We start from the raw sequence: 23,290 nt of genomic DNA on the forward strand, positions 1-23,290 counted from the left end.
TTGTCCAGGCTGTCTGACATGGCGAAGTCAATCCGCTCGGGATGTCGGACAAGCGAAGGAGGCTCCCCATGGCACGCAGCACCGCACGGCCCGTCGTCACGCTGAGGTCGACGGCCGGAACCGGTTCCGCCCACGTGACCCGCAAGAACCGTCTGAACGATCCCGACCGGCTGGTCCTGCGCAAGTACGACCCCGTGATCGGCAAGCACGTCCCGTTCCGCGAGGAGCGCTGACCCCTGCGGCCCGCCGCTGACCGCGGGCCCGTCACCGACCGCGGGCCCGCCACTGACTGCGGACCCGTCCGATCTTCCGAGAGGAGGCCTTCATGAAGGTGCGCAACTCCCTGCGCTCGCTGAAGTCCAAGCCCGGCGCCCAAGTGGTGCGCCGACGGGGCGTGACCTTCGTCATCAACAAGAAGGACCCCCGCTTCAAGGCCCGCCAGGGCTGACGGTGAAGGCCCCTGGTCCCCGGTTCGGTGCCGGGGGCCAGGGGCCCTTCCACGCTTCCGACGGCGGCTGTCCGGGGCCGAGGTCACCAACGCTCCCGGCCCCGGGTGCTCGGGGCGGAAGCCACCGACGCTCCCGGCCCCAAGTGCGGCACCGCACTGCGCCTGTCGCGTGGTGCGCCGGCGATTCCGTTTGTGCGGGGCGGCCGTCGGGGACTCCGTTGACCATGGGTGACTACAGCGACAGCATCACGGTGAACGTGCCCGCGGACCGGCTCTTCGACTATCTGTCGGACGTGGAACATCTTCCCTCGTACATGCCGCGGCTGACCTCCGCGCACCCGCACGACGGCGACAAGGTCACCGTCACCGCTCACATCGATCCCCCGGACGCTCCGGAACAGGATGTGACCAGCGAGGCGTGGCTGCGGGTCGTCGAGGACGGCAAGAGCCTGGAATGGGGTGCGCCGGGGCCGCACGACTACCAGGGCCGGCTGCACGTGGACGGCGAGGCCGGAGCCGCTTCCAGCCGCCTTACGGTGGAGCTGCACACGGAGCAGACCGAGGGCGAGCACATCGACCGCAGCCTGGAGGAAGCGCTGCACGGCATCAAACAGGCGGTGGAGCGCGCGGAACACTGAGGACCGCGAGGACCCGAGAACCGCGAGGACCGCGAGGAACTCCGAAGTCGTCGCGCCCGCCGCCCGCCGCCCGCCGCCCGCCGCCCGCCGCCCGCCGAGCGAGCCGGGCGGCAGGCGGCGGAGTGCTACCGCCGGCGGGTGAGCCCACGGCCCTGCAGAGCCCGAGCCCGGCCGTCGAGGGCGTCCCGGTCCGCAGTCACTCGGTCCGTAATTACTCGTACCGCAGTCACTCGTACCGCAGGCGCAGCGACTCCCGTTCGGCCTCCTCGACCTGGGCGACGGTCAGGCCCGGCATGTCGAGCTGGGCCAGGGTCACCTCGGCGCTGGTCGGCTGGGCGTCGGCGGGCACCCACTGCTCAGGCTGCCAGGCGTTCGCGCGCATCAGCGACTTCGGACAGTGCGGGTAGGCCTCCTCGACCTGCACCACCAGCGCCGTGACGGGCGGTCGCCCCACGGGAGTGAGCCGGCCGAGCAGCTCCGGACGAGCCGAGACGCAGGCGCGGCCGTTGACACGCAGCGTGGTCGGGCGGCCGGGGACGAGGAAGAGGAGGCCGACGCGTCCGGTCCGCAGCACGTTGTGCATGGTGTCGAGCCGCTTGTTGCCGGTCGCGTCGGGGATCGCCAAAGTCCGGTCGTCCAGCACCGAGACGAACCCGGCCGGACCGCCACGCGGCGTCACGTCCGCCCGGCCCTCGGCGTCCGCACTGCCGATGAACACCAGCGAGGAGCAGCCGATCAACGCCCGGGTCGCCTCGGTCAGGCGGTCGGTCTCCTTTCGGAGCGAAGCGGGGTTCGGCTGCGAGTAGAGCTCGCGCAGCTCGTCCGGGCTGGTGAGGGCGTCCTCCCGGAAGGAGTCGTAGAGCGAGCCGGTGGTCCCCGTGTCAGTCGTCATGTGGACGACCCTAGAAGACGCCTCGCCTTGGATGAGACGTTCGGCGACGGCTTCGAGCACATCGTGGACGCGTTCCTGGCGATGCCGAGCGGCGAGAACACCGGCAAGACCATCGTGCGGGGCCGCGCAGATACGTGCCCGGGTCCCGGCCGTGTGCCCCGGACGATGGCATGCCGCAGAGGTCCTAGGCTCGGCGACATGACTATTCAGCGGATGGACAACGTCGCCATCGTCGTCGACGATTTGGACGCGGCTGTCGCCTTCTTCGCCGAGCTCGGCATGGAGCTGGAGGGCAAGGCGGAGATCGAAGGTCGTTTCGCGGACCTCACCGTCGGACTCGACGGCGTCCGCAGCGACATCGTGATGATGCGGACCCCGGACGGTCACAGCAAGCTGGAGCTGACCAAGTACCACACGCCCGCGGTGTCCGGCACCGAGCCGCGCAACCCGCCGCCCAACACGCTGGGCCTGCACCGCGTCATGTTCGCCGTCGACGACATCGACGACACCATCGCCCGCCTGCGCGCCCACGGCGCCGAACTCCTCGGCGAGGTGGCGCGGTACGAGAACATCTTCCGGCTCTGCTACCTCCGCGGCCCCGCGGGCATCATCGTCGCCCTGGCCGAACAGACCGGCTGACGCAGGCCCGCTGCCCACTGCCCGGGGACGGGGCTCGTGCGCTCGGGCGCCCGCCAGCGCCCAGACCGCTGCGACCGGTCTGACTGTTCTCTCTCGCATGCTCCCTCCCCTTGAGTACGGGGAGTGAGCGGACTCAACTCCGAGAAGTACAGGCGACTTTGGAAGCCGCCGCGATCAACCGCCGATTACGGGGCGGCGGCACCCGAGCCTCGCCAGGCCCACCACCCTTGCCTCTTGCACGTCATCCATCGTCATCGGCCCACTTCCAGCTCGTAGTCGAACCAGATCCGATGGGTCCCATCGGCGTCGACGGCCATTCCTCCAGCACCGGAGATCCCGGTCAGCTCTCCCGTACCGCTTGTGGGCACGATGGTGAAGAACTCCGCCGTACGATCGCTGCCGGACGTCGTCGCCGAGTGTGCGAAGTTGAAGGCGCCGGCCCGGCCGCACAGCGAGCCCTGGAACGATTCCATGGCCACATAGGTGCCCACGCCGGTCGTCTGGTCGAACGCCGCGGTGAACAGGGTCGCCGAGCGACCGGCGACCTCGCCCTCGAAGTGTTTCTCCATCGTCGCGACACCCACCGGAAGCCCGGTGGACACGGCCGGGTCCGGCCTCAGCTCGGTCGGGACGAACGCTTTGACGGTGAACGTTCCTGTAGCTCTCATGGGCACGACCGTAGCGGTGCGGTCTGACACCGAACTCCCTCAACTGGACTGTCGTGAATATGAACTTGGACCTCCGTCCAGGAAATTGCCGGGCGGCCATGGACGTTGATCACGTCATGACTCAAGGACCAGCACCTCGCCCCCTGTCCGACGAAGCCCTCTCCAGCCTGCTCGGCGAAGCGCAGTTCGGCACGCTCGCCACCGTCAAGCGCAGTGGTCACCCCCACCTGACCACCATGCTGTACAGCTGGGATCCCGAAGCACGCATGGTGCGGTTCTCCACGACGGCCGACCGGGTCAAGGTCGGGCATCTGCGGCGCAACCCGCGTGCGGCGCTTCATGTGCAAGGTGGCGACGTGTGGTCGTTCGCCGTCGCTGAGGGCGAGGCCGAGGTCTCCCAGAGCACGACCGCTCCCGGCGACGCCGTCGGGCGGGAACTCCTTGAGATGATCCCGCAAGCGGCGAGGCCGGAGGATGAGGATGCGTTCCTGGAGCAGCTGGTTGCCGAGCGCCGGGTCGTCATCCGGCTGAAGGTAGACCGCCTGTATGGCACGGCGCTCGATCTCGAGGGCTAGGCACTGTCCGGCACGTGACTGTCGGACCGGTGGGTCGTTGTGCTCGGCCTCCGAGCGACGCCCCGCTGACGTCGGTGCCTGACCTGTCCATGCCACGGCCGGTAGGCGGCGCGCGGGCGTGCCCAAGACGACGATGCATGGTCACACCTGCTGAGCAACAGTGCCGGGGAGCTGTAGCCGTATCGGCGATCGCCTTGTGGATTCCGCGGTCTCCGTGTGGCTACCGGGCCGGCGGGTAGCCGGTGAGGGTGACCGCATCCGCCACCGCCCTTCTCGACACCGACGGGACACTCATCGACTCCGACTACCACCATGCCCGCGGGGACCAGGTGGTCACCGCTTTCGCTGGCGAGGAACTGGAGCGCCGGGTGGGCGACCGGGCCAGGGAGCAGCAGGGCAGGGAGGCCGACGAGCTGCTGGAGGAGATGGCACCGTTACCCGGTGCTCGCGATCTCCTCGTGGCGGTCAAAGAGCGCGGTCACCGGCTGGTGCTGGCCAGCTATGCCCAACAGTGTCACGTGGAGGTCTTTGCGGACATGCTGGACGTCCGTGACACGAAGGCACTGGACGACACCCCACTCGCCTGACGCCCCCACCGTCGCCGGGCCCGCCCGGTTGCGGTGCCCAGTACCGGCCGCGCGGTGAAAAGCATCTACCGTCCCACCCCCAAGGGAGTACCGCCACCGATGACTGCCCATGAGACAGACCCCGCCACCGAGGCGAAGAGCACCCGCCCCGAGGCTCCCGCCGAGGCCGCGAGCGACGCGCCCACCGGCAACCCCTTCCAGCCGCACCCCACCCTCCCCGAGGGGATGGGCGATCTCGACCGCCGCGCGATCGACACCGTGCGCGTGCTGGCGATGGATGCCGTACAGAAGACCGGCAACGGCCACCCCGGCACCGCGATGAGCATGGCCCCCACCGCCTACCTGCTGTTCCAGAAGTGGCTGCGCCACGACCCGGGCGATCCGAACTGGGTCGGCCGTGACCGCTTCGTGCTGTCGATGGGGCACTCAAGCCTCACCTTGTACATCCAGCTCTTCCTCTCCGGCTACGGCCTGGACCTGGCCGACCTCCAGGCGCTGCGCACCTGGGGCTCCGCGACCCCGGGCCATCCCGAGGTCAACCACACACCGGGGGTGGAGACGACGACCGGCCCCCTCGGCCAGGGCGTCGGCAACGCCGTCGGCATGGCGATGGCCGCCCGCCGCGAGCGCGGTCTGCTGGACCCCGACGCTCCCGAGAGCGAGAGCGTCTTCGACCACACGGTGTGGGCGTTCGCCTCCGACGGCGACCTGGAGGAGGGCGTCAGCGGCGAGGCGTCGTCGCTGGCCGGCACGCAGGAGCTGGGCAATCTGGTCCTGGTCTACGACGCCAACCGGATCTCGATCGAGGACGACACCGACATCGCGTTCACCGAGGACGTCGGCAAGCGGTACGAGGCTTACGGCTGGCACGTGCAGCACGTCGACGACGGCGAGGACCTGGCCGCGGTCGACCGCGCGCTGGCCGCTGCCCGGGCCGAGACCGGCCGCCCGTCGCTGATCGTGCTGCACACGATCATCGGCTGGCCCGCGCCGAACAAGCAGAACACCGGCGCGGCCCACGGATCCGCGCTGGGCGAGGACGAGGTCCGGGCGACCAAGGAGATCCTCGGCTTCGACCCCGACAAGACGTTCGAGGTCGACCCGGAGGTGCTCGAGCACGCCCGCCGGGTCGCCGAGCGCGGCGCGCAGGCGCACGCGACGTGGCAGCAGCGCTTCGACGCGTGGCGGGCCGGCAATCCCGACGGTGCCGCGCTGCTCGAGCGGCTGTCCACCCGTCGGCTGCCGCAGGGTTGGGCGGACGACCTGCCGGTCTGGGACGCCGATCCGAAGGGCGTGGCGACCCGGAAGGCTTCCGGCGAGGTCCTCGCCGCCCTGTACCCGGTCCTGCCGGAGCTGTGGGGTGGTTCGGCCGACCTGGCGGAGAGCAACAACACCGCGGTCAAGGGGGAGGCTTCGTTCCTGCCCGAGAACCGGCAGACCAAGATGTGGTCGGGCGGACCGTACGGGCGCACGCTGCACTTCGGCGTCCGCGAGCACGCCATGGGCGCGATCATGAACGGCATCGCGCTGCACGGCGGGACCCGCGTGTACGGCGGCACATTCCTCACCTTCTCCGACTACATGCGCGGCGCGGTGCGGCTGGCCGCGCTCATGCAGCTCCCGGTCACCTACGTGTGGACGCACGACTCCATCGGGCTGGGCGAGGACGGCCCCACCCACCAGCCCATCGAGCACTACGCGGCGCTGCGGGCCATCCCCGGCCTGGACTTCGTCCGCCCGGCCGACGCCAACGAGACCGCGGTGGCCTGGCGCACCATCCTCGAGCACAACGACCGTCCGGCCGGACTCGCCCTGTCCCGGCAGAACCTGCCCGTCTTCGACCGCACACAGTTCGCGTCGGCCGAGGGCGTCGCCCGGGGCGGCTACGTGCTGGCCGAAGCTTCCAACGGCAGCCCTGAGGTCATTCTGATGGGCACCGGAAGCGAGGTGCAGATCGCCGTCGCCGCCCGGGAGACGCTGGAGGCCGACGGCATCCCGACAAGGGTCGTGTCACTGCCGTGCTGGGAGTGGTTCGCGGCCCAGGACCGGGCCTACCGCGAGCAGGTGCTGCCGCCTGAGGTGCGCGCCCGGGTGAGCGTCGAGGCCGGCGTGCCCATGGGCTGGCGGGAGTTCGTCGGCGACGCCGGCCGCATCGTCGGCCTCAACCACTACGGCGCCAGCGCGGCCTACACCGTGCTGTACGAGCAGTTCGGGCTCACCGCGGACGCGGTCGTCGCCGCGGCCCGGGAAAGCCTTGCCGCCGCCGAGGCACCGCCGCTGGCCCCCGTCGGCCCGGACAGCGCCGGCGTCCTGCATGCCCCCACCGGCGATCGCTGACCCGCCCGCCCCGCCCACGGCGGGGCGGCCGCGGGCGCGGCGCACAGCGCCGACGGGTCGCCACCGACGTCGAGCGTGCGCCGCAGCCGGTCGGTCCCCCGCAGCAGCTCCCTGAAGCCCCCGGAGCCTGCCCCAGCACCCTTCGTCGGTGCGGTGCGGTGCGGTGCGGTGCGGTGCGGTGCGGTCGGCGGTCGCGGGCGTCGGGGTGTTCGGCGAGGGCGCGACCCACACCAGACCGGCGTCGCGGCGTCCATGGCCCGCCGCGACGCCGTGACGCCGCGACGGCGGTGGCGTTGTCGGACCCGTCTGCAAGGGCGGTCGGTGCGCGGCAGGGGGCAAGACCAGGTGGGTACCAGATCCGCGAACTCGCACTCTGCGTCGGTCAATTGCACTCGCGCCACGCAGGAAGCTCTACCGGACCAGACCCCGCCGCGAGAGTGAAGTTCGGAACTGCCACCGTCTGCCCGTAAGTCGAACCAGGCTCAGCCGAGGCCGCGATGGGCGGCCCACAACGTCCCGGCGTGGTTGGCCGCGTCGACAACCAGAGCCGCCAGTTCTGGTTCGTCGGGAACCGGGAACGAGACATATGCGCCCCGACCACCGCCGACTGGTCGGCCATAGGCTTTCGCGGCGAGGTGACCGTCCGGGAGAAGCCGGATGTTGAGTGTGGTCAGTTGGAACTCTTCACCACGTCGAGTGTCCGTCCAGCGGAGCGCCTGCGGGATCGTGACGTTGATCGCCAGAGCACTCACTTCCAGGTCGCTGCTCATGGACGGATGATCTCACGCGAGTCGCACAGGCGGCGGGCGAAGTAGGCAGTTCGATCGCGACTCGATAGACCCCTACACGCTCAACGATCCCACACTGAGAGGCTACCGACCGTAGAGCCAAAGTCCTGGTCAGCGGCCCAAACGGCGCTGCTTTTCGAAGCGAAGCAGCACCCGTACAAGACGCCACACCCCGGCCAACGCTCCGAGCAATGCGCCCCCTGCCAACACGCGTCGCTCTGCCGAACCCGGAAGGTCAAGGCTCAGGGCGAGAGCCCAGGAGACGACAAAGATCAACCCAGCCAGCGCGGCGGCAGTCACCAGGGCGAAAACGATCTCCACCGTCATTGCGTCCTTTTCCCATCGCGACTCACGCCCCATGTCCATGCTGCAAGTCTCACATCGCGGTTGCGCTGACCGTACTTACACGGGCGGTTCGACCACCACGCAGCCGCGGCCCCCAGGGCTCGCCCGTGGCTGCCGCAGCGCCACGCCATGCTTCGCCGACACCGGGAACGTCATGCCCGGCCACGATCGGGTTCCCGATCAGGTTCGCAAAGCCCCACCTCGCTCAAATCTCACACAAGTTACGCCGGGAGGCGGCGTTGTCTTGGCGTGGATCAGATGTATAGCCTGAGTTATGGCATGTGACATTGCACAGGAGGAGGGCCGGGTGAGTCTGAAGGTCGTTGTCGTGGGTGCCGGCGTTGTCGGCGCCGCCTCCGCCTTCCATGCCGCCTCGGCGGGCCTGGACGTCACGGTCATAGACCGGGGGCCCGTCGGGGCCGGGACGACGAGCCGTGGAGAGGGCAACGTCCTTCTCTCCGACAAGGAACCCGGCCCCGAACTCGACCTGGCACGGCTCAGCCGCACCCTCTGGGACGAGGCCGGTGAAGAACTCGGCTCGGAGTCGTTCGAGTTGGAGGCCAAGGGGGGCCTGGTCGTCGCGAGTACTGAGGAGGGCCTCGCGGCGCTGCGGGAATTCGCCGCGAGGCAGAATGCGGCCGGCGTCCGTATCGAGCCCGTCGACCACGTGCGGGACGTGGAACCCCACCTGGCGCCCGGGCTGCCCGGCGGTGTTCACTACCCGCAGGACGCCCAGGTGCAGCCGGTCCTGGCGGCGGCCGCGCTGCTGCGAGCCGCCGTACGGCGCGGCGGGCGCCTGCACTCGGGAGAGGTGGTCGGCGCCGAGACCACCCGGGACGGCCGGGTCACCGGCGTCCGGACCGCGGCCGGCGAGGTGCTGCCCTGCGACGCCGTCGTCAACGCCGCCGGGACCTGGGGCGGCGAGGTCGGCCGCCGGCTCGGCGCGCCCATCGAGGTGCTGCCACGCCGGGGCTTCGTCCTGGTGACCGAACCGCTGCCGCCGATGGTCCGGCACAAGGTCTACTCGGCGGACTATGTGGCCAACGTCGCCTCGTCCGACGCCGGTCTGGAGACCTCGTGCGTCGTGGAAGGCACGCGCGGGGGCACGATCCTCATCGGGGCCAGCCGCGAACGCGTGGGCTTCGACCGGACGTTGAACACCGCCGTGCTGGCCAGGCTCGCCGCACAGGCCTGCCGACTGTTCCCCTTCCTGCGCGGAGTCCACCTGATCCGCGCCTACCGCGGCTTTCGGCCCTACTGCCCGGACCACCTGCCGGTCATCGGCCCCGACCCTCGGGTGCCGGGCGTCGTTCACGCCTGCGGCCACGAGGGGGCGGGCATCGGCCTCGCCCCCGCGACCGGCGCGCTCGTGACCGCCCACCTGCTCGGCCGCCCCTGGCGCGGCGCCGACCCCGCGGCACACACCGGCCTGCTGCCCGACCGCTTCCTCACCTTTGGAGGTACGCCGCAGTGAGCGACATCGTCATCGACGGCGAACCCCTGCCGTTCGTAGCGGGGCAGACCGTGGCCGCGGCCCTTGTGGCCGCCGGCCGGGTCGCCTGGCGCACCACCCGCACACGGCATCGCCCACGTGGTGTCTTCTGCGGCATCGGCGTCTGCTTCGACTGTCTCGTGACGATCGACGGAGTTGGCGGACAGCGCGCCTGCCTGGTGCCCGCACGTCCGGGTATGACCGTCACGACCGAGGAGGACGGCGATGCGTGATTCGGCAGATCTCATCGTCGTAGGCGCAGGGCCGGCCGGCATGGCCGCGGCAGCCACAGCTCTGTCAGGCGGGCTGCGCGTGCTGCTGGTAGATTCCGGTAGCGCCCTCGGCGGCCAGTACTGGCGGCACCCGCCAGAAAACGCGCGGCCGGAGATCCCGACCGAGGACCTCCACCACGGACTGCGCAAGTACCGCGCTCTGTCCGCGGCTCTGTCGGCGAGCCGAGCGGCCGGGCGGCTCGACCTGCGCCTGGCGCACCACGTGTGGTCGGTCGTCCGCGAGGGCGACGGATTCGTGCTCCACGCAGTCGACCGGCGCGAGGCACCGACGGAGACCGCCGTGGTCCTGCGTGCTCCAAGGCTCCTCGTGGCGACCGGCGCCTACGACCGGCAACTGCCGTTCCCCGGCTGGGATCTGCCCGGTGTGCTCACCATCGGCGGCATCCAGGCGCTGCTCAAGGGCGGCGGGGCCGTCGCCAGGCGCCGTGTGGCGCTGGGCGGTACCGGCCCGTTCCTGCTCCCGGTGGCCGCCGGCCTCGCGGCGCGCGGGGTCGAGGTGGTCGCGGTGTGCGAGGCCGCCGATCCCCGGGCGTGGCTGCGCCACCCAGGTGCGCTGCTGTCCAACCCGGGTAAGTGGGCCGAGGGAACCGGGTACGCTGCCGCGCTCGCCCGCCACCGAATCCCGGTTCGCACGCGCACGGCGATCGTCTGCGCCGAAGGAGACGAGCGGGTGACGTCGGTGCGGGTCGCCACTGTGGCGTCCGACGGCAGCCCACGCCCGGGTACGGAGCGGCGGATCGAAGTCGATGCCGTCGGCGTCGGCTGGGGCTTCACGCCCCAACTCGACCTGCTCCTGCCCCTGGGGTGCGACCTCACCCCGTCCGCGGACGGCAACGCGGTCGTCGCCGTCGACGGCGGACAGCGCACCAGCGTTCCCGGTCTCTACGCCGCGGGCGAGGCGTGCGGTGTGGGCGGGGCGGCGCTCGCGGTGGGCGAGGGGCGCCTCGCCGCCGCGTCGGTTCTGGCGGACGCCGGTGCCGCGCCCGTGCTGGGGACGATGCGCGTGGCCATGGTGCGCGCCGCGGTGGCCAGGCAGCGCGCCTTCGCCCGGGCTCTGGCCCTCGCCCACCCGATTCCTCCGGCGTGGTCCTCCTGGCTGACCGACGAGAGCGTCGTGTGCCGCTGCGAGGAGGTGACGGCGGAGGCGGTCCGCACCGCCTGCGCCGAAGGCGGTGCGCATGACCACCGGCAGGTCAAGCAGCTGACCCGGGCCGGGATGGGCTGGTGCCAGGGACGAGTGTGCGGACCGGCCGTGCACTGCCTCACGGCTTGCGACGAGGCCTACGTGCCCGCGGAACGGCTCATCGCGATCCCCATCACCCTCGGTGCGCTCGCCGATCTGGATGAACGAGCCTTCCCTGAACGACCGTCCGAACCTTCCCTGAACGACCGTCCGAACGGACGCATCACACTGAATGACTGACAAGGAGTGTCCATGACCGAGACTCAGTCCCGCTTGCCCTGGCACGGTGTCCTCGTCGCGACGAGCCTGCCCTTCGACGACGACCTCGCGGTCGACTTCGGCGCCTACGGGGAGAGCGTAGCCTGGCTCGCCGAACAGGGGGTGCACGGCGTTGCGCCGAACGGATCGCTCGGCGAATACCAGACGCTGACGCACGAGGAACGCGACCGCGTCGTGGAGACGGCCGTCGCCAACGCCCCGGCCGGGTTCACCGTGATGCCCGGCGTCGGCGCCTACGGCGGCGTCGAGGCCAGGCGGCACGCCCGGTTCGCCAAGGACGCGGGCTGCCAGGCCGTCATGTGCCTGCCGCCCAACGCCTACCGCGCCGACGACCGCGCCGTCCTGGAGCACTTCGAGCTGGTGGCGTCGGCGGGTCTGCCGGTCACCGCGTACAACAACCCCATCGACACCAAGGTCGACCTGCGCCCGGAACTGCTGGCCAAGCTGCACGCCGAGGGACTCATCGTCGGCGTCAAGGAGTTCTCCGGTGACGTACGGCGGTGCTACGAGATCTCCGAACTCGCCCCCGGACTCGACCTCATGATCGGCACCGACGACACCGTCCTGGAGGTCGGTCTCGCCGGCGCCAAGGGCTGGGTCGCGGGATACCCGCAGGTGTTCCCCCGGGCCTGCCTCGCCCTGTACGAGGCGTCGGTCGCCGGCGACCTGGAGACGGCGCTGCCGCTCTACCGCCGGCTCCACCCGGTCCTGCGGTGGGACAGCAGAACGGAGTTCGTCCAGGCCGTCAAGCTCGGCCAGGAGATGACCGGCCGGCGCGGAGGCAGGTGCCGCCCGCCGCGGCAGCCGCTCGGCCCGGAGACCGAGGCCGTCGTCCGCGCCGCCACCCAGGCGCTCATCGACAACGGGGTGAACTGACGATGCGGTCCAACGTCTGCTACCACGCCGTCGACTCGCACACCGAGGGCATGCCGACCCGTGTCATCACCGGCGGGGTGGGCGTCCTGCCCGGTTCGACGATGTTCGAGCGGCGGCAGCGGTTCGTCGCAGAACGCGACCACCTGCGCACCCTGCTGATGTGCGAGCCGCGAGGGCACGCCTCGATGTCCGGCGCCATCCTGCAGCCCCCGACCCGGCCGGACGCCGACTTCGGCGTGCTCTTCGTCGAGGTCTCGGGCTGCCTGCCGATGTGCGGGCACGGGACCATCGGCGTCGCGACGGTCCTCGTCGAGACCGGGATGGTCGAGGTCGTCGAGCCGGAGACCCGGGTACGGCTGGACACACCGGCCGGACTGGTCACGGCGCGGGTCCGGGTCCGCGACGGCCGTGCCGAGTCGGTGACCCTGGAGAACGTCGCGTCGTACTGCCACGCACTCGACCAGGTCGTCGACGTCCCGGGCTACGGGGAGGTGCGCTACGACATCGCCTACGGCGGCAACTTCTACGCCTTCGTGCGGACCGAGGACCTCGGCATCCCCTTCGACCGGGCGGAGAAGCAGCGGCTGCTCGCCGCCGGACTGGCCATCATGGACGCGATCAACAAGCAGAACCCGGTGGCCCACCCGGAGAACCCGGAGATCGACGTCTGCCACCACGTCTATCTGGAGGCTCCCGGATCCACCGCGGAGCACTCCCGGCACGCCATGGCCATCCACCCCGGATGGTTCGACCGGTCGCCCTGCGGCACCGGCACCAGCGCCCGCATGGCGCAACTGCACGCCCGCGGACAGCTCTCCGTCGGCCAGGAGTTCCTCAACGAGTCGTTCATCGGCTCCCGCTTCACCGGGCGCATCAGAGAGGAGACGACGGTCGGGGGCCGTCCAGCCGTCCTGCCGTCCGTCACCGGCCGCGCCTGGATCACCGGCACCGCCCAGTACCTGCTCGACCCGTCGGACCCCTACCCGGCCGGCTTCACCCTGTGAGTGGCCGGACCACTTCGTCCAATTCCTGCTCAACGGCCTGCTCGTGGGCTCGTTCTACGCCCTGGTCGCCTCGGCTACTCGATGGTCTACGGGGTTGTCAAACTGCTCAACTTGGCCGCGACCGGCACCTTCGGCATGGTCTTGAAGCGGGTCGCCTACCGTCCGCTGCGCAGTGCGCCCAGGCTCCGTCCTCATCACCGCCGTCGGCGCGAGCTTCGCACCCCGTCGGGTGGTCAGATCGCCCGGCTGCTGCCGGGCGATCTCGGTGGAGTCCGGAGCGGGAGTCCCCGGCACCCCCGCTCCGGACTCGGCCCGGGGCGGGGGGAGCCGCCCCGGGCCGATGGTGGAGCTGTCCCTCTGACGAAGCAGAAGCGCCAGTCAGTAGCTGGTGCTGACGGTGACGCCGCTGAAACTGCTCACCGCGTACAGGCTGATGTACTGGGCGCCGGCCGGCGGGTTGGTGATGGTCAAGGTGTGGCTGTTGCCGGCACCCGTGGCGCGCTGCGTGTAGTTGGTGGTGCTGGGCCAGCCGCTGTAGCTGTAGTAGAGGTCCGCGTCACCCGTGCCGCCGGAGGTGGTGATCTTCAGCTGGGTGGTTCCGGACGGGACGTACAGGTAGAGGTAGGCGTAGGCGCCGGTGGTGGCGGACTGGTTGCTGCGCCGGCAGTTCTGGCCCAGTTCCCGGGTGTCGGTACCGGTGCACTCGGTGCCGGTGCCACCGCTGCTGCTGACGGTCACGGTCCTGCCGGCGGTGGAGGTGGCGCCCTTGTCGTCGGTCACGGTGAGCTTCACCGTGTAGGTGCCGGCGTCCGCATAGGTCTTGCTGGGGTTGGTGGCGGTGGAGGTGGTTCCGTCACCGAAGTCCCAGGACCGGGAGGCGATGGTGCCGTCGGAGTCGGTGGACTGGTCGGTGAAAGTGACCTTCAGGCCCTGCGCGGCGGAGGTGAAGGCGGCGGTGGGTGCCTGGTTGCCGGGCGGGTTGGTGCCGCCGCCGCAGTCGCCGGCCGCGCAGCCGGCCAGCCAGGTGTACCAGTCGCTGTTGTAGCGCGTGCCGATGGTGCTGGTCAGGTAGCTGCGGGCGGCGTTCCAGTTGCCCGAGCGGTAGTAGCCGAGCACGGTGTTCATGTCGGAGGGGTGCTTTTCGAGCATGTACCGGGCGGCGAGGTAGCCCCAGCGGTAGATGCGCGTGGTGTCGTTGCTGTAGGTCGTGTCGAAGAGGGTGCTCAGGGCGTAGGTGCGGCGTCCTGCCTCGGTCATGGCCTCGTTGTAGGGGACACCGCGGTAGGAGTAGGAGACGTACTCCGCGAATCCCTCGATCCACCAGACGGTCGGGGTGGTGACGCCGGCGTTGAAGTCGCCGTACATGTCGAACCGGCCGTCGAGGTAGTGGGTGTACTCGTGGTTGAGGTTCCAGATCTGGAAGTCCGGGCGCAGCCACTCGGCCTCGTAGGCGATGAAGCGCGGCTGGTTGCCGGCGGCTGCCGGGTCACCCTCGAGGTACATGCCGCCGTTGTTGGTGTCGATGCCGTACATGGCACCGGCGTAGGTCTGGTAGTCGGTGCTGGAGTCGAAGACCACGACCTCGATCGTGCTGTTGTTGTCGTTCGCGACGGGGCCGCTGTCGTGAACGACGTTGTGGAAGTACGCGTCCTGGCTGCGCAGGCTGGAGCAGCTCGATGCCAGCTCGCTCGAGGTCATCTGCTGGGCCTTGATGGTGATGCTGGAGCTGCACGGGTAGGTCACCGTCAGCACCGAGCTGGCCAGCTGCGACTGCAGGTTGCACGTGCCGTAGTAGGAGCAGTTGGCCTTGTCGTAGTAGTCGGTCATCTCGGCCACGCCGACCCACAGCGGAGCGGAGGTGCCCTTGATCGAGCTTGAGTTCAGCAGGCCGGCGGCCAGCGGACGAACCTTCGACTGCAGCGGGGACTCCTGCAGGAACCGGCCGAGTTCGCGTCCCGCGTTGGACGTGAGGTAGGACTGGTCGGTACCGAGCAGCGACAGGTGGCCGGCGGCGAAGCTGTACAGGGAGTCGATCAGACTCGGGTCCGACTGGACGGCCGTCACGAAGGCGGGCACCTGGTGGCCGCGGAACGTCACGGTGTAGACGTTGTTGACCGCGTTGAGCATCCACCAGGACGCGTTCCACGAGGAGTTGTAGTCCGCCAGCAGCCGCTTGAGGACGTAGATGTAGCGGGCGTTCTCCTCGGCGCTGTCGATGAGGGTGACGGCCTCGGCGAGGGTCTCACCGTTGGCGTCGGTGACGTCGCGAGAGTGCGAGCTGGCGAAGAAGGCGTCCAGACCGGACCGTATGGCGGTCTGCAGGCCGCTGCCGTAGGCGCCCACCGTGCCGGCGTTGTAGTAGTGCACGTAGTAGCCGGCGCGCAGGTAGAGGACCAGCTGGGGCATGCCGGTGCCGGCGTTGCCGGGGTACGACGCCGAGCCGTCGCGCACGGCGTAGGCGACCGTGGCCATCTGGGCTTCGCGGAAGGCGTTGTAGGCGTCGCTTCCAGTCACGTTGAACAGCGTGTTGACGCAGTCGGTCGTGGACGCCTTGATCTGCTGTACCAGCGCGCTGCCGGTGCGGCTGGTGAAGTCGGAGACATTGCACGCGGCGGCCGCGGCGGCGCTCTTCTTCCCGGCCTCACCTCTGGCGGCTGTCTCCATGGATTTCGAGGGCCGGGCCGGCGGTTTCGCGGCCCTGCCGTAGGGCTCCTTGAGCGCGTCCTTGCTCGCGGCCAGCGGCGGAAGCTCGGAGGCCTTCAGGCGCCCCTTCCCGACGTGTTCAGCGTCAGCAGCGGCGGTCTGTGACTCGGGCGCGGGACCGGAGCGCTTACCGCCCCCCGTCACCGCCTGCGTAGCGGCGGACTGGGGTGCTTCGGTACGTGCGCCGGCAGGTTGTGCCAGCAGGCCAGTACCCATGGCGAGGGTCAGGGCCAGCGGTATCGCCGCGCCCAAACTCCGTCTGACCAGTGATTTTCTCACTACGCCTCCCATGAGGGGACAGGCCACGCAGGGCGTGGCCGATGGGGTGGAGGAGGGTCGTGGAGGGGAGGGCCGCGCCGTCGGTACGACGGGAGCACGGCCGCCAATGACACGATTGGCATGGCTACGACCTGTGACATGTACCATTGCACAGGTGACATGTGCTGGGGAAGACATCGGAGCCAATTTGAGGTTGCCAATTGGTGTGCGTGGACCGCGACTTGCCCAACGTCGAACGAGGCTGGACGAGCCTCAGCGAAAGGCCCAGTAGGTCCTGGAACCTTTCACGGCGCGCAATCTAAGCGCATGTTGGCGGCGGTCTGCAGAGCGCCCGCAAGTTCACGATAGAAACGGGAGCTCACCGGATCCGCCTTACGGTTTCACCGAGCCGGGATGCGGCCCACTTCTGCAGGTGCGGAGCTCGCGCCAACAGGTTTCGGTAGACACGAACAGCGTGGTGATGCACAGCTTCAGCCACAGGTCCTTCCACGGCTTCTTCGCGCCAGATCAGCAGATGCCGCTGCCACAGGGGATCCCCGGCGAGTGGTTTGACCAGAACGCCGGCGACGGGACACACGGTGGGCTGAACAGCGGTCACCCCAAGGCCTTTGGCGATCATTGACTGCAGCTGATCAAGTACATGGAACTCGTGTGTGTCAGCGGGTCTGAAGCCCGCAGCCCGACAGGCGTCGTAGAAGGCATCCGGCCAACCGACGCCGTCGTCCGAGGCGACGAACCAGGTGTCCTTCGACAGCTCTTCCAGCGGTACCTCGACACGATGCGCGAGCGGGTGGCCGGCCGGCAAGGCAACGAAGATGGGAACGGTGTTGATGGCACGGCACGTCAGAGCCGAGGAGTGCGGCAGCGGCATCCCGGGGTAGGCCACGCCTAAGGCGGCGTCTAGTTCGCCGGCCTCCAGCAGTTTGAGGAGGTCACCGGTGGCGTACACACTGCAGACGGACACCTTCAAGTCCGGACAGACGTCCCGGAGGGTGTCCAACAGTGCCGGAACCACCGGCGTGTTGGTGACACCGAGCCGCAGGGCCCCGGTCATCAGGGTTGAATCACTCATGTGGCGTCTCCCCAGAGCATCGGCGCGGACCAGGACGTCGCGGGCCTGACTGACGACTCCCGCACCGTAGGCCGTCAGTTCCACGCCGGTGCCGCTGCGTGTGAAAAGTCTTTCCCCGAGCAGTCGCTCGATGCGATGCAGTTGTGAGCTCACCGCCGGCTGGGTGAGCCCGAGCGCGGCCGCTGCGCGCCCAACGCTCCCGGAGTCCGCGATTGCGCACAGCATGCGCAGGTGGCGCAGCTCCAGATCCATCAGTACACCTCGCTGTGTGGCGGAAACGGCAAGCGCATTATGCGTGTACGCCGATTCATGTGGGAATCGTTCGCGCTCATTTCATGGAGTCTTATGCCTGGCCTGATGTTTCTGTTATGGCTGGAGCTATTGATCTGGCGGGCTGGTCGTGGCAGCCTCCACTTCGCGGCGCTGCCTTGTCGAGGTGGCGCACGTCCGCGCCACTCGCGTCTTTCGTACCACCTAGTGATCTCGTCCGTTACCGTCATCCTTTGTACTCAATGGCTGCATGAGTCGAAAGGAGCCGGAGTGGCTGCGATCTCCCAGGAGAAACATCATGCCCCACACCAGAATTCATTTCGACCTTGAAGCGGCCGCAGCCGCGGTGCGCGATGCCCGCCATCGCATATCCGCGGCAGTGAAGGCGTGGGGCGCGCTGGACGACGAGGCCTCCTTTCGCCTGGAAGTCGTGGTAGCGGAGCTGCTCACCATCAGCCTTCTGCACGCGAACAGCCCCATAGCCATAGACGTGGCCCTTGATCAAGGTTTCCTTGTCGTCAGTGTTCTCGACGGTAGTTCGGCGGCGCCTCGAACCTGTGAGGCTGGCGCCGGCGACGAGCGTGGCCGTGGTCGCGCCCTCATCGAGGCACTCAGTCTTTTTCACGGAATCGAGTTCACTGCCTCCGGGAAGCGTTGCTGGGCGGTCCTTCCCTCGGCGGTAGGCCCGTCACCGGTCAGTGACGCAATAGCCGACAGCGCTCACACCGAAATCGATCTGCCGAGTTCCGTACGCTGGTCGTTAACCCCTCTCGGCAAGAAGATGTCGTCCAGCCTGCCTCCCCCCATGTGAAGCAGTGCTACGTACACGGTGTAACGCCCCAGCGATACCGCCCCATTCGGGTAACCGAAGAGAGGAAGTCAGCCAACCGGGCCATCTGCCCACGTCACTGAAAGCGAACCACGACACCCAAGGACTTCTCGATGGCAGATCAGGGTGAGGCACGCGGTACTTGCAGCAGGAGAAGGGAGGGACCGGCAGCAATGGCCGACCAGTTCCATGGCGGATGGGCGAAGACGAATCTGAACCTGTCGGTCCTGCCGGGAGCAGCGTACGCAGCCAAGCGGCGCTCGGCGGTGTCGGAACGATTCCCCGGCGAACGAATCATTGTCCCCTCGGGCGGGCTCAAGGTGAGGAGCAACGACTTCGACTACGCCTTCCGGCCGCACTCCGCATTCGTGCACCTTACTGCCGAACAGGGGACGCAGGCTGTCCCCGACAGTGTCCTGGTTTTCGAGCCGACCGGCAGCGGGCACTCGGTCACCCTGTTCACCCGGCAACGGTCGCCGCGCGGTATCGGGCCGAACAGCACGGAGTTCTACAGCGACCGCCGGCACGGCGAGTTCTGGATCGGCCGACGCCGGACGCTCTCTGAGACCGCGGACACGCTCGGAATCGAGGTCGCCACCCGAGACGAACTGGAACAGGCCATCAGCAGGAGCATCCCCACTCGTGTGCTGCGCGGTGAGGACACCTATGTCGACGCTCTGGTGCCACCGACCCCGCAGGCCGACGCAGAGCTCGTCACCTTCCTCTCGGAGCTGCGACTCGTCAAAGACGAGTGGGAGATCGGCCGGCTACGGGAAGCGGTTGACTGCACGGTCACCGGCTTCACCGATGTCTTGAGTGAGTTGGGTGACGCCACGCGCCATGCACGGGGAGAGCGCTGGATCGAGGGCACCTTCAACCGCCGTGCCCGACTCGGGGGTTACGGGCTGGGCTTCGACACCATCGCGGCGGCCGGCTCACACTCCTGCATCCTGCACTGGATGCAGAACGACGGCCCGGTGCGGGACGGGGATCTGCTTCTGCTGGACGCCGGCGCCGAAGCTGACTCCTTCTACACAGGGGACGTCACCAGGACACTGCCGGTGAGCGGACATTTCACCGAAGCCCAGCGCCGCGTCTACGACCTGGTGTTCGCGGCCCAGTCGGCAGGTATCGCTGCGCTACGGCCCGGCGCCCCGTTCGGTGCCTTCCACGACGCCGCGATGCGTGTGATTGCCGAAGAGCTCGATGCGTGGGGGCTGCGCCCGTACGGCACGACCGCTTCGACACCTGGGCCTGACCTGTACCGCCGCTACACCTTGTGCGGATCGGGCCACATGCTTGGACTGGACTGCCACGATTGTGCCGGTGCTCGAGACGAGGCGTACTCGGCTGGTGTGCTCCGACGCGGTCATGTCCTCACTGTCGAGCCGGGACTGTACTTCCAGCCCGACGACCTGACAGTGCCCGCGGAGCTGCGCGGCATCGGCGTGCGAATCGAAGACGACCTCGTCATCACGTCCAGCGGAGCGGAATGCTTGTCGTCCGGCCTGCCACGCAGCGCCGATGAGGTGGAGGCCTGGATGGCGTCCGTGCGCTGATGCGACCCCGCCTACCCGGGCGCGACCGCCGCGGGTGAGGACTTCTGTCCCGGTTCCCGAAGCAACGTGACATTGTATAGTCGGAGGTCATCGCACTGGATCAGCGGAGGAGCGGAGATGCCTCACCTCGAATCACGGGCTATCCCCCTTCAGACCCATCTGCGCGACCAGGTGGCCAACGCTCTCCGGGCCGCTCTCATAGCGGGCGAGCTGCGTCCTGGGGTCATCTACTCCGCCCCCACCCTGGCGACGGAACTCGGTGTTTCCGCTACACCGGTACGCGAGGCCATGCTGGACCTGGCCAGGGAAGGCTTGGTCGAAGCGGTGCGCAACAAGGGCTTCCGCGTCACAGAGATGACCGAGCAGGACCTCGACGAGTTCACCGACATCCGAACACTGATCGAGGTTCCCACGGTGGGCCGCGTCGCCGAAACGGCCACCATCGAGCAGTTGGAGACGCTGCGCCCACTGGCAGAACAGATCGTCGTGGCGGCCCGGGAGCACGACGTCATCAAGTACCTCGAAGCCGATCATCGGTTCCATCTCGAACTACTGGCGCTGGCTGGCAATCATCACCTCGTAGAGGTGGTGGCTGACCTGCGTAAACGATCCCGTCTGTTCGGGCTGGCCAGCCTCAACGAGGCAGACCGCCTCATCGCTTCGGCTCAGGAGCACGTCGAACTCGTTGACCTGATGGTGGCCGGCCAGGTCAAGGAGGCCGAGGACTGCATGCGCCGGCATCTCGCCCATGTGCGCACCCTCTGGGCGGACGGCCGGGCAGAGGTCGAAGGGCGTGAACCTGCCCTCCGGTCTCGTAGCCGTTCCTGACGTCGGCTCGTCGAGGTGACGCCGGCTGGTCCAGGGATGGCTGTTGCCTGGCGGTGTCCGGGCCACCGCCCGCTCCGCCCCATGCCCGGTAACAGCTGTTACCATGCAGGTATGGCGAAGACACAGCTGGGCGCGCGTGTGGACGAGGACGTGGCGGAACTCGCGAAGAAGCGCGCCGCCGACCTGGGGCTGAGTATCGGCGACTACCTCGGCCGGCTGGTGCAGGACGACACCAGTGGCCTGCGCGCACGCGCGGTGGATGCGGCCGCCCGCTTCCTGGCCGAACACCAAGCGGTCTTCGACGAGGCCGAGCAAGCACAGCAGACGCCTCGGGGAGCGCGCGCAGCCTGATGGATCTGAATATCGACGTTCCCTGGATCCTGCAGGTCGCTGAGGCCGCCGGGGCGAGTGATCCGGCCCCCGACGACTACGGCGTGCCCGTCTCGGCGGTCGCCCGCCACCGGGCGGAACTGTTCGAGCAGCCCGTCTACGACGGCCCCTATGCCAAGGCCGCCGCCTTGGTGCACACGCTGGGCCGCTGCCGCTGGCTGGAGCGCTCCAACCTGGCCGTCGCCGCCGCGTCCGGCGTCATGTACCTCAAAGCCGCCGGGGTCACCGTCAAACCCGCCCGCGAGGATGCCATCGCTCTCAAGGACCTGCTTCTCGACCCCGCCTGCACCGCGGGGAAGATCGCGGCGTTGCTGCGGAACTGGCCCACCGCCACCTGACGCCCGCAGACCGCGGAGCGTGCGGTGCGCGGCGGGCAGCAGGGGTCCTCACCGGATGTGAGTGTTGTCGTTCTTCCTCGCTCCTGTAGCGATCACCGCCGGGGGCGGGTTGCCGCGGTCACGGTCGGCGTGCTGGGTGCCAGGGGGTTGGCGGCAGGAAGGCCGGCAGGCCGAACTCCACTTGCACGCCCGGTGCGTACAGGACACTGACCGGCTCTGTCGTGGGTGCGGTCAGTCCCGCCGCCGCGACCGCCGAGGCGCCCCAGTCGAGTAGGTCGCAGTGCTGGAAGGTCCACGGCGTATGGGCGTTGGGCAGGTAGTAGGAACGCTGGAAGACGCGTGCGTGCAGACCCCAGCGGTTGGTCAGGAACCCGTCCAGGGGTTGCGGCGCCACCGTCCGGTCGGTGACGTGGACCCAGACACGGCTGGTGGGGCGCATGCCGCCGCGGCCGCGGGAGCGGTACAGCAGGCGAGGCCCGTACCAGCGGCTGAGTGTCTGTGACCAGCGGTACGGCAGGCCGAACGCCGCTCGGGCGACGACGACGGGTGCGAGCCGGTCGCAGTCCAGTGAGCGGAAGACCACTCCGCGTCGGCCGAGCGCGTCTCTGCTGTACAGACGTACGTTGACCTCGTCGAAGGTTCCGACGCCCGGTATCGGGGGAAGCGGCCCGAGGGCGAGACGGCGCATGCGGAAGAAGACGAGTCCCACGTAGGTCCGGCCGTGATGCAGGTCGGGAACCGTCCCGGGCGGCAGCAGCCGGGCGACTTCGAAGGGGTCGGCCGGCCAGTGCAGGAACACCACGTCCTGCCAGCGTTGCCGGAAGAGCACATGGTCCAGTGCACGGGGTGCGCTGGGCGTCACAGCTTCCACCGCACAGGCATGTGGTGCCCGCCGGCTGTGGCGATGCCCGGCTGCCATACGCCGCTCCTACACTCACTCCGGCGCCGTACTGCTACACGGACGCGAGCTTGCGGTACACCGGCAAATCGTCACGAAGCGTCATGTCTGATCCCTTCGGAGTCAACACCCAGCCCTCCCGGTCAGGACGACAGCGACCGTTTCGCGACGTCACCGTCGCTGGTTCTTCCGCTCAGGAGCTCCCATCGGTTGCATGCGGCTACAAAGCCGTCCTGGTGATCGGCTTCGAGAAGGTGGAGGGGCGGCGTCCGCCGGCAAGGGCAGTCGAGGCGAAGGCGTCGCGGACGGTGAGGGGGATGGAGGAGCTCAGCCACGGCAGCAGTCCTGGGTGTCCGGCAGGCGGTGCGAATGGGGACACCTTTCGCCAGGCGCCACCGCACGGATCCGTCCGCATGGGAAAACGTCGGGTGTGTCAGAGCCGTCTCGTGGTGAACACGGTGGTCCCATGCACCGCGTCTACTTCCTTCCGATCGGTCTCGGTGAACCCGACCTTGGCCAGCACTCGGCGAGAAGCGGTGTTCCAGTCCCAGACCGTGGCCCACAGACGTTCGTACCCAGAAGATCGCGCCCATTCCAGAACCGCCAACGAGGCCTCGGTCGCGTATCCCTGACGCCAACTCCGGCGTAGCAGCTCGAAGGCCAGTTCCGGTTCCCCTACCGCCCCTCGCCCGCTGGCGACCAGCCCGCAATAGCCGATGACGTCACGAGACGCCTTCCGTTCGACCGCCAGCAACCCGGTCGACCACACCTTGTCGGTGCGGATCGAATCCTCGAGCTCAGCGACCGTGGGGTGTCCGTCCGCGTCGATTCGGCGGTGCGGCGGCACTCGTGGATCACGCTCGGTCCACAGTTCACGCTGGACGACAGCCTCGTCTACCCGCCAAGGTCTGAGCAGCAGCCGACTCGTCTCGAGTAGAACCTCACCGCCCGGCGCGCCAACAGTCATGGCAGCAACCCTCTCACGGGCGAACGAGCTGTCATGCCACAGGGCATGGCGTCGATCGTAGAAGCTCGACATGCGGGACCTCGCCTGTCTCTTCGGCATCCACAACTCGGAGC

25 protein-coding genes are annotated in these 23,290 nt (G+C 69.0%); 17 read left to right on the plus strand and 8 right to left on the minus strand.

Annotated features, from left to right (window positions below):
• Nucleotides 1-68: 68 nt before the first annotated feature.
• The 3 genes from rpmG (at nt 69) to TNCT1_RS17410 (ending at nt 1,086) form a co-directional block, all read left to right on the plus strand.
• Nucleotides 69-233, plus strand: a complete 165-nt coding sequence (rpmG, locus tag TNCT1_RS17400; RefSeq protein WP_143632951.1) for a 50S ribosomal protein L33 — start codon at nt 69-71, stop codon at nt 231-233.
• 92 nt (nt 234-325) lie between these two features.
• Entirely contained in the window at nt 326-448 is a 123-nt protein-coding gene (ykgO, locus tag TNCT1_RS17405; RefSeq protein WP_043662604.1) for a type B 50S ribosomal protein L36, read from the plus strand.
• A 224-nt stretch (nt 449-672) separates the two neighbouring features.
• A complete protein-coding gene (locus tag TNCT1_RS17410) occupies nt 673-1,086 on the plus strand; it encodes an SRPBCC family protein (protein WP_143632953.1) in 414 nt (137 codons plus the stop codon).
• Nucleotides 1,087-1,312: 226 nt separating this feature from the next.
• On the opposite strand, the gene TNCT1_RS17415 is transcribed toward TNCT1_RS17410, so the two are convergent.
• On the minus strand, nt 1,313-1,978 hold the full coding sequence (locus TNCT1_RS17415; protein WP_143632955.1) for an MSMEG_1061 family FMN-dependent PPOX-type flavoprotein: 666 nt from the start codon (nt 1,976-1,978) through the stop codon (nt 1,313-1,315).
• A 198-nt stretch (nt 1,979-2,176) separates the two neighbouring features.
• On the opposite strand from TNCT1_RS17415, the gene TNCT1_RS17420 reads away from it, so the two are divergent.
• Entirely contained in the window at nt 2,177-2,617 is a 441-nt protein-coding gene (locus tag TNCT1_RS17420; protein WP_143632957.1) for a VOC family protein, read from the plus strand.
• A 251-nt stretch (nt 2,618-2,868) separates the two neighbouring features.
• Here TNCT1_RS17420 and TNCT1_RS17425 read toward each other — a convergent pair whose 3' ends face one another.
• Entirely contained in the window at nt 2,869-3,285 is a 417-nt protein-coding gene (locus TNCT1_RS17425) for a DUF3224 domain-containing protein (RefSeq protein WP_143632959.1), read from the minus strand.
• 116 nt (nt 3,286-3,401) lie between these two features.
• On the opposite strand from TNCT1_RS17425, the gene TNCT1_RS17430 reads away from it, so the two are divergent.
• From TNCT1_RS17430 to tkt, 3 genes are all read left to right on the plus strand, one after another.
• Complete coding sequence (locus tag TNCT1_RS17430; RefSeq protein WP_143633300.1) at nt 3,402-3,860, plus strand: pyridoxamine 5'-phosphate oxidase family protein; 459 nt, start codon at nt 3,402-3,404, stop codon at nt 3,858-3,860.
• A 248-nt stretch (nt 3,861-4,108) separates the two neighbouring features.
• On the plus strand, nt 4,109-4,447 hold the full coding sequence (locus tag TNCT1_RS17435) for a hypothetical protein (RefSeq protein WP_216856631.1): 339 nt from the start codon (nt 4,109-4,111) through the stop codon (nt 4,445-4,447).
• Nucleotides 4,448-4,546: 99 nt separating this feature from the next.
• Nucleotides 4,547-6,784, plus strand: a complete 2,238-nt coding sequence (gene tkt, locus TNCT1_RS17440; protein ID WP_143632960.1) for a transketolase — start codon at nt 4,547-4,549, stop codon at nt 6,782-6,784.
• Between the two features lie 482 nt (nt 6,785-7,266).
• Here tkt and TNCT1_RS17445 read toward each other — a convergent pair whose 3' ends face one another.
• Together TNCT1_RS17445 and TNCT1_RS17450 are read right to left on the minus strand one after the other, a co-directional pair.
• Nucleotides 7,267-7,554, minus strand: a complete 288-nt coding sequence (locus TNCT1_RS17445; RefSeq protein ID WP_143632962.1) for a hypothetical protein — start codon at nt 7,552-7,554, stop codon at nt 7,267-7,269.
• 129 nt (nt 7,555-7,683) lie between these two features.
• Nucleotides 7,684-7,938: a DUF6332 family protein gene (locus TNCT1_RS17450; protein WP_174266331.1), complete on the minus strand. Its 255-nt coding sequence runs from the start codon at nt 7,936-7,938 to the stop codon at nt 7,684-7,686.
• Between the two features lie 253 nt (nt 7,939-8,191).
• Here TNCT1_RS17450 and TNCT1_RS17455 point away from each other — a divergent pair, with 253 nt between their 5' ends.
• From TNCT1_RS17455 to TNCT1_RS17475, 5 genes are read left to right on the plus strand one after another with little or no spacing between them, the layout of a single operon-like run.
• Nucleotides 8,192-9,391 (plus strand): FAD-binding oxidoreductase, encoded by a 1,200-nt coding sequence (locus tag TNCT1_RS17455; RefSeq protein ID WP_174266332.1) that lies wholly within the window; start codon nt 8,192-8,194, stop codon nt 9,389-9,391.
• Nucleotides 9,388-9,642: a (2Fe-2S)-binding protein gene (locus TNCT1_RS17460; protein WP_143632966.1), complete on the plus strand. Its 255-nt coding sequence runs from the start codon at nt 9,388-9,390 to the stop codon at nt 9,640-9,642. Before TNCT1_RS17455 ends, TNCT1_RS17460 begins: the two co-directional genes overlap by 4 nt.
• Nucleotides 9,635-11,125 carry an FAD-dependent oxidoreductase gene (locus tag TNCT1_RS17465; protein ID WP_174266333.1) on the plus strand — a complete coding sequence of 497 codons (1,491 nt, stop codon included), beginning with the start codon at nt 9,635-9,637 and terminating at the stop codon, nt 11,123-11,125. Before TNCT1_RS17460 ends, TNCT1_RS17465 begins: the two co-directional genes overlap by 8 nt.
• A 12-nt stretch (nt 11,126-11,137) precedes the next feature.
• Entirely contained in the window at nt 11,138-12,040 is a 903-nt protein-coding gene (locus tag TNCT1_RS17470; protein ID WP_143632968.1) for a dihydrodipicolinate synthase family protein, read from the plus strand.
• Nucleotides 12,041-12,042: 2 nt separating this feature from the next.
• Nucleotides 12,043-13,044 carry a proline racemase family protein gene (locus TNCT1_RS17475; RefSeq protein ID WP_143632970.1) on the plus strand — a complete coding sequence of 334 codons (1,002 nt, stop codon included), beginning with the start codon at nt 12,043-12,045 and terminating at the stop codon, nt 13,042-13,044.
• Nucleotides 13,045-13,422: 378 nt separating this feature from the next.
• Here the strand turns inward: TNCT1_RS17475 and TNCT1_RS17480 are convergent, their stop codons facing one another.
• Both TNCT1_RS17480 and TNCT1_RS17485 read right to left on the minus strand, forming a co-directional pair.
• Nucleotides 13,423-16,026 (minus strand): collagenase, encoded by a 2,604-nt coding sequence (locus TNCT1_RS17480; protein WP_143632972.1) that lies wholly within the window; start codon nt 16,024-16,026, stop codon nt 13,423-13,425.
• Between the two features lie 358 nt (nt 16,027-16,384).
• A complete protein-coding gene (locus TNCT1_RS17485) occupies nt 16,385-17,350 on the minus strand; it encodes a LysR family transcriptional regulator (protein WP_143632974.1) in 966 nt (321 codons plus the stop codon).
• 316 nt (nt 17,351-17,666) lie between these two features.
• Between TNCT1_RS17485 and TNCT1_RS17490 the strand changes: the two genes are divergently transcribed.
• The 5 genes from TNCT1_RS17490 to TNCT1_RS17510 all read left to right on the plus strand — a co-directional run bounded on the left by TNCT1_RS17490 (nt 17,667) and on the right by TNCT1_RS17510 (nt 21,312).
• A complete protein-coding gene (locus TNCT1_RS17490; protein ID WP_143632976.1) occupies nt 17,667-18,179 on the plus strand; it encodes an ATP-binding protein in 513 nt (170 codons plus the stop codon).
• Between the two features lie 191 nt (nt 18,180-18,370).
• Nucleotides 18,371-19,756: an aminopeptidase P family protein gene (locus TNCT1_RS17495; protein WP_143632978.1), complete on the plus strand. Its 1,386-nt coding sequence runs from the start codon at nt 18,371-18,373 to the stop codon at nt 19,754-19,756.
• A 117-nt stretch (nt 19,757-19,873) separates the two neighbouring features.
• Nucleotides 19,874-20,584 (plus strand): GntR family transcriptional regulator, encoded by a 711-nt coding sequence (locus tag TNCT1_RS17500; protein WP_143632980.1) that lies wholly within the window; start codon nt 19,874-19,876, stop codon nt 20,582-20,584.
• A 111-nt stretch (nt 20,585-20,695) separates the two neighbouring features.
• Nucleotides 20,696-20,935, plus strand: coding sequence for a hypothetical protein (locus TNCT1_RS17505; protein WP_143632982.1), 240 nt, complete (start codon nt 20,696-20,698; stop codon nt 20,933-20,935).
• Nucleotides 20,935-21,312 carry a fic family toxin-antitoxin system, toxin component gene (locus tag TNCT1_RS17510; RefSeq protein WP_143632984.1) on the plus strand — a complete coding sequence of 126 codons (378 nt, stop codon included), beginning with the start codon at nt 20,935-20,937 and terminating at the stop codon, nt 21,310-21,312. Before TNCT1_RS17505 ends, TNCT1_RS17510 begins: the two co-directional genes overlap by 1 nt.
• Before the next feature lie 118 nt (nt 21,313-21,430).
• On the opposite strand, the gene TNCT1_RS17515 is transcribed toward TNCT1_RS17510, so the two are convergent.
• Both TNCT1_RS17515 and TNCT1_RS17520 read right to left on the minus strand, forming a co-directional pair.
• Entirely contained in the window at nt 21,431-22,141 is a 711-nt protein-coding gene (locus tag TNCT1_RS17515) for a DUF2071 domain-containing protein (protein WP_143632986.1), read from the minus strand.
• Between the two features lie 502 nt (nt 22,142-22,643).
• Nucleotides 22,644-23,249 (minus strand): GNAT family N-acetyltransferase, encoded by a 606-nt coding sequence (locus TNCT1_RS17520; RefSeq protein ID WP_174266336.1) that lies wholly within the window; start codon nt 23,247-23,249, stop codon nt 22,644-22,646.
• Nucleotides 23,250-23,290 lie beyond the last annotated feature (41 nt).

The sequence above is a fragment of the Streptomyces sp. 1-11 genome, from assembly GCF_007176755.1.
Lineage (GTDB): Bacteria > Actinomycetota > Actinomycetes > Streptomycetales > Streptomycetaceae > Streptomyces.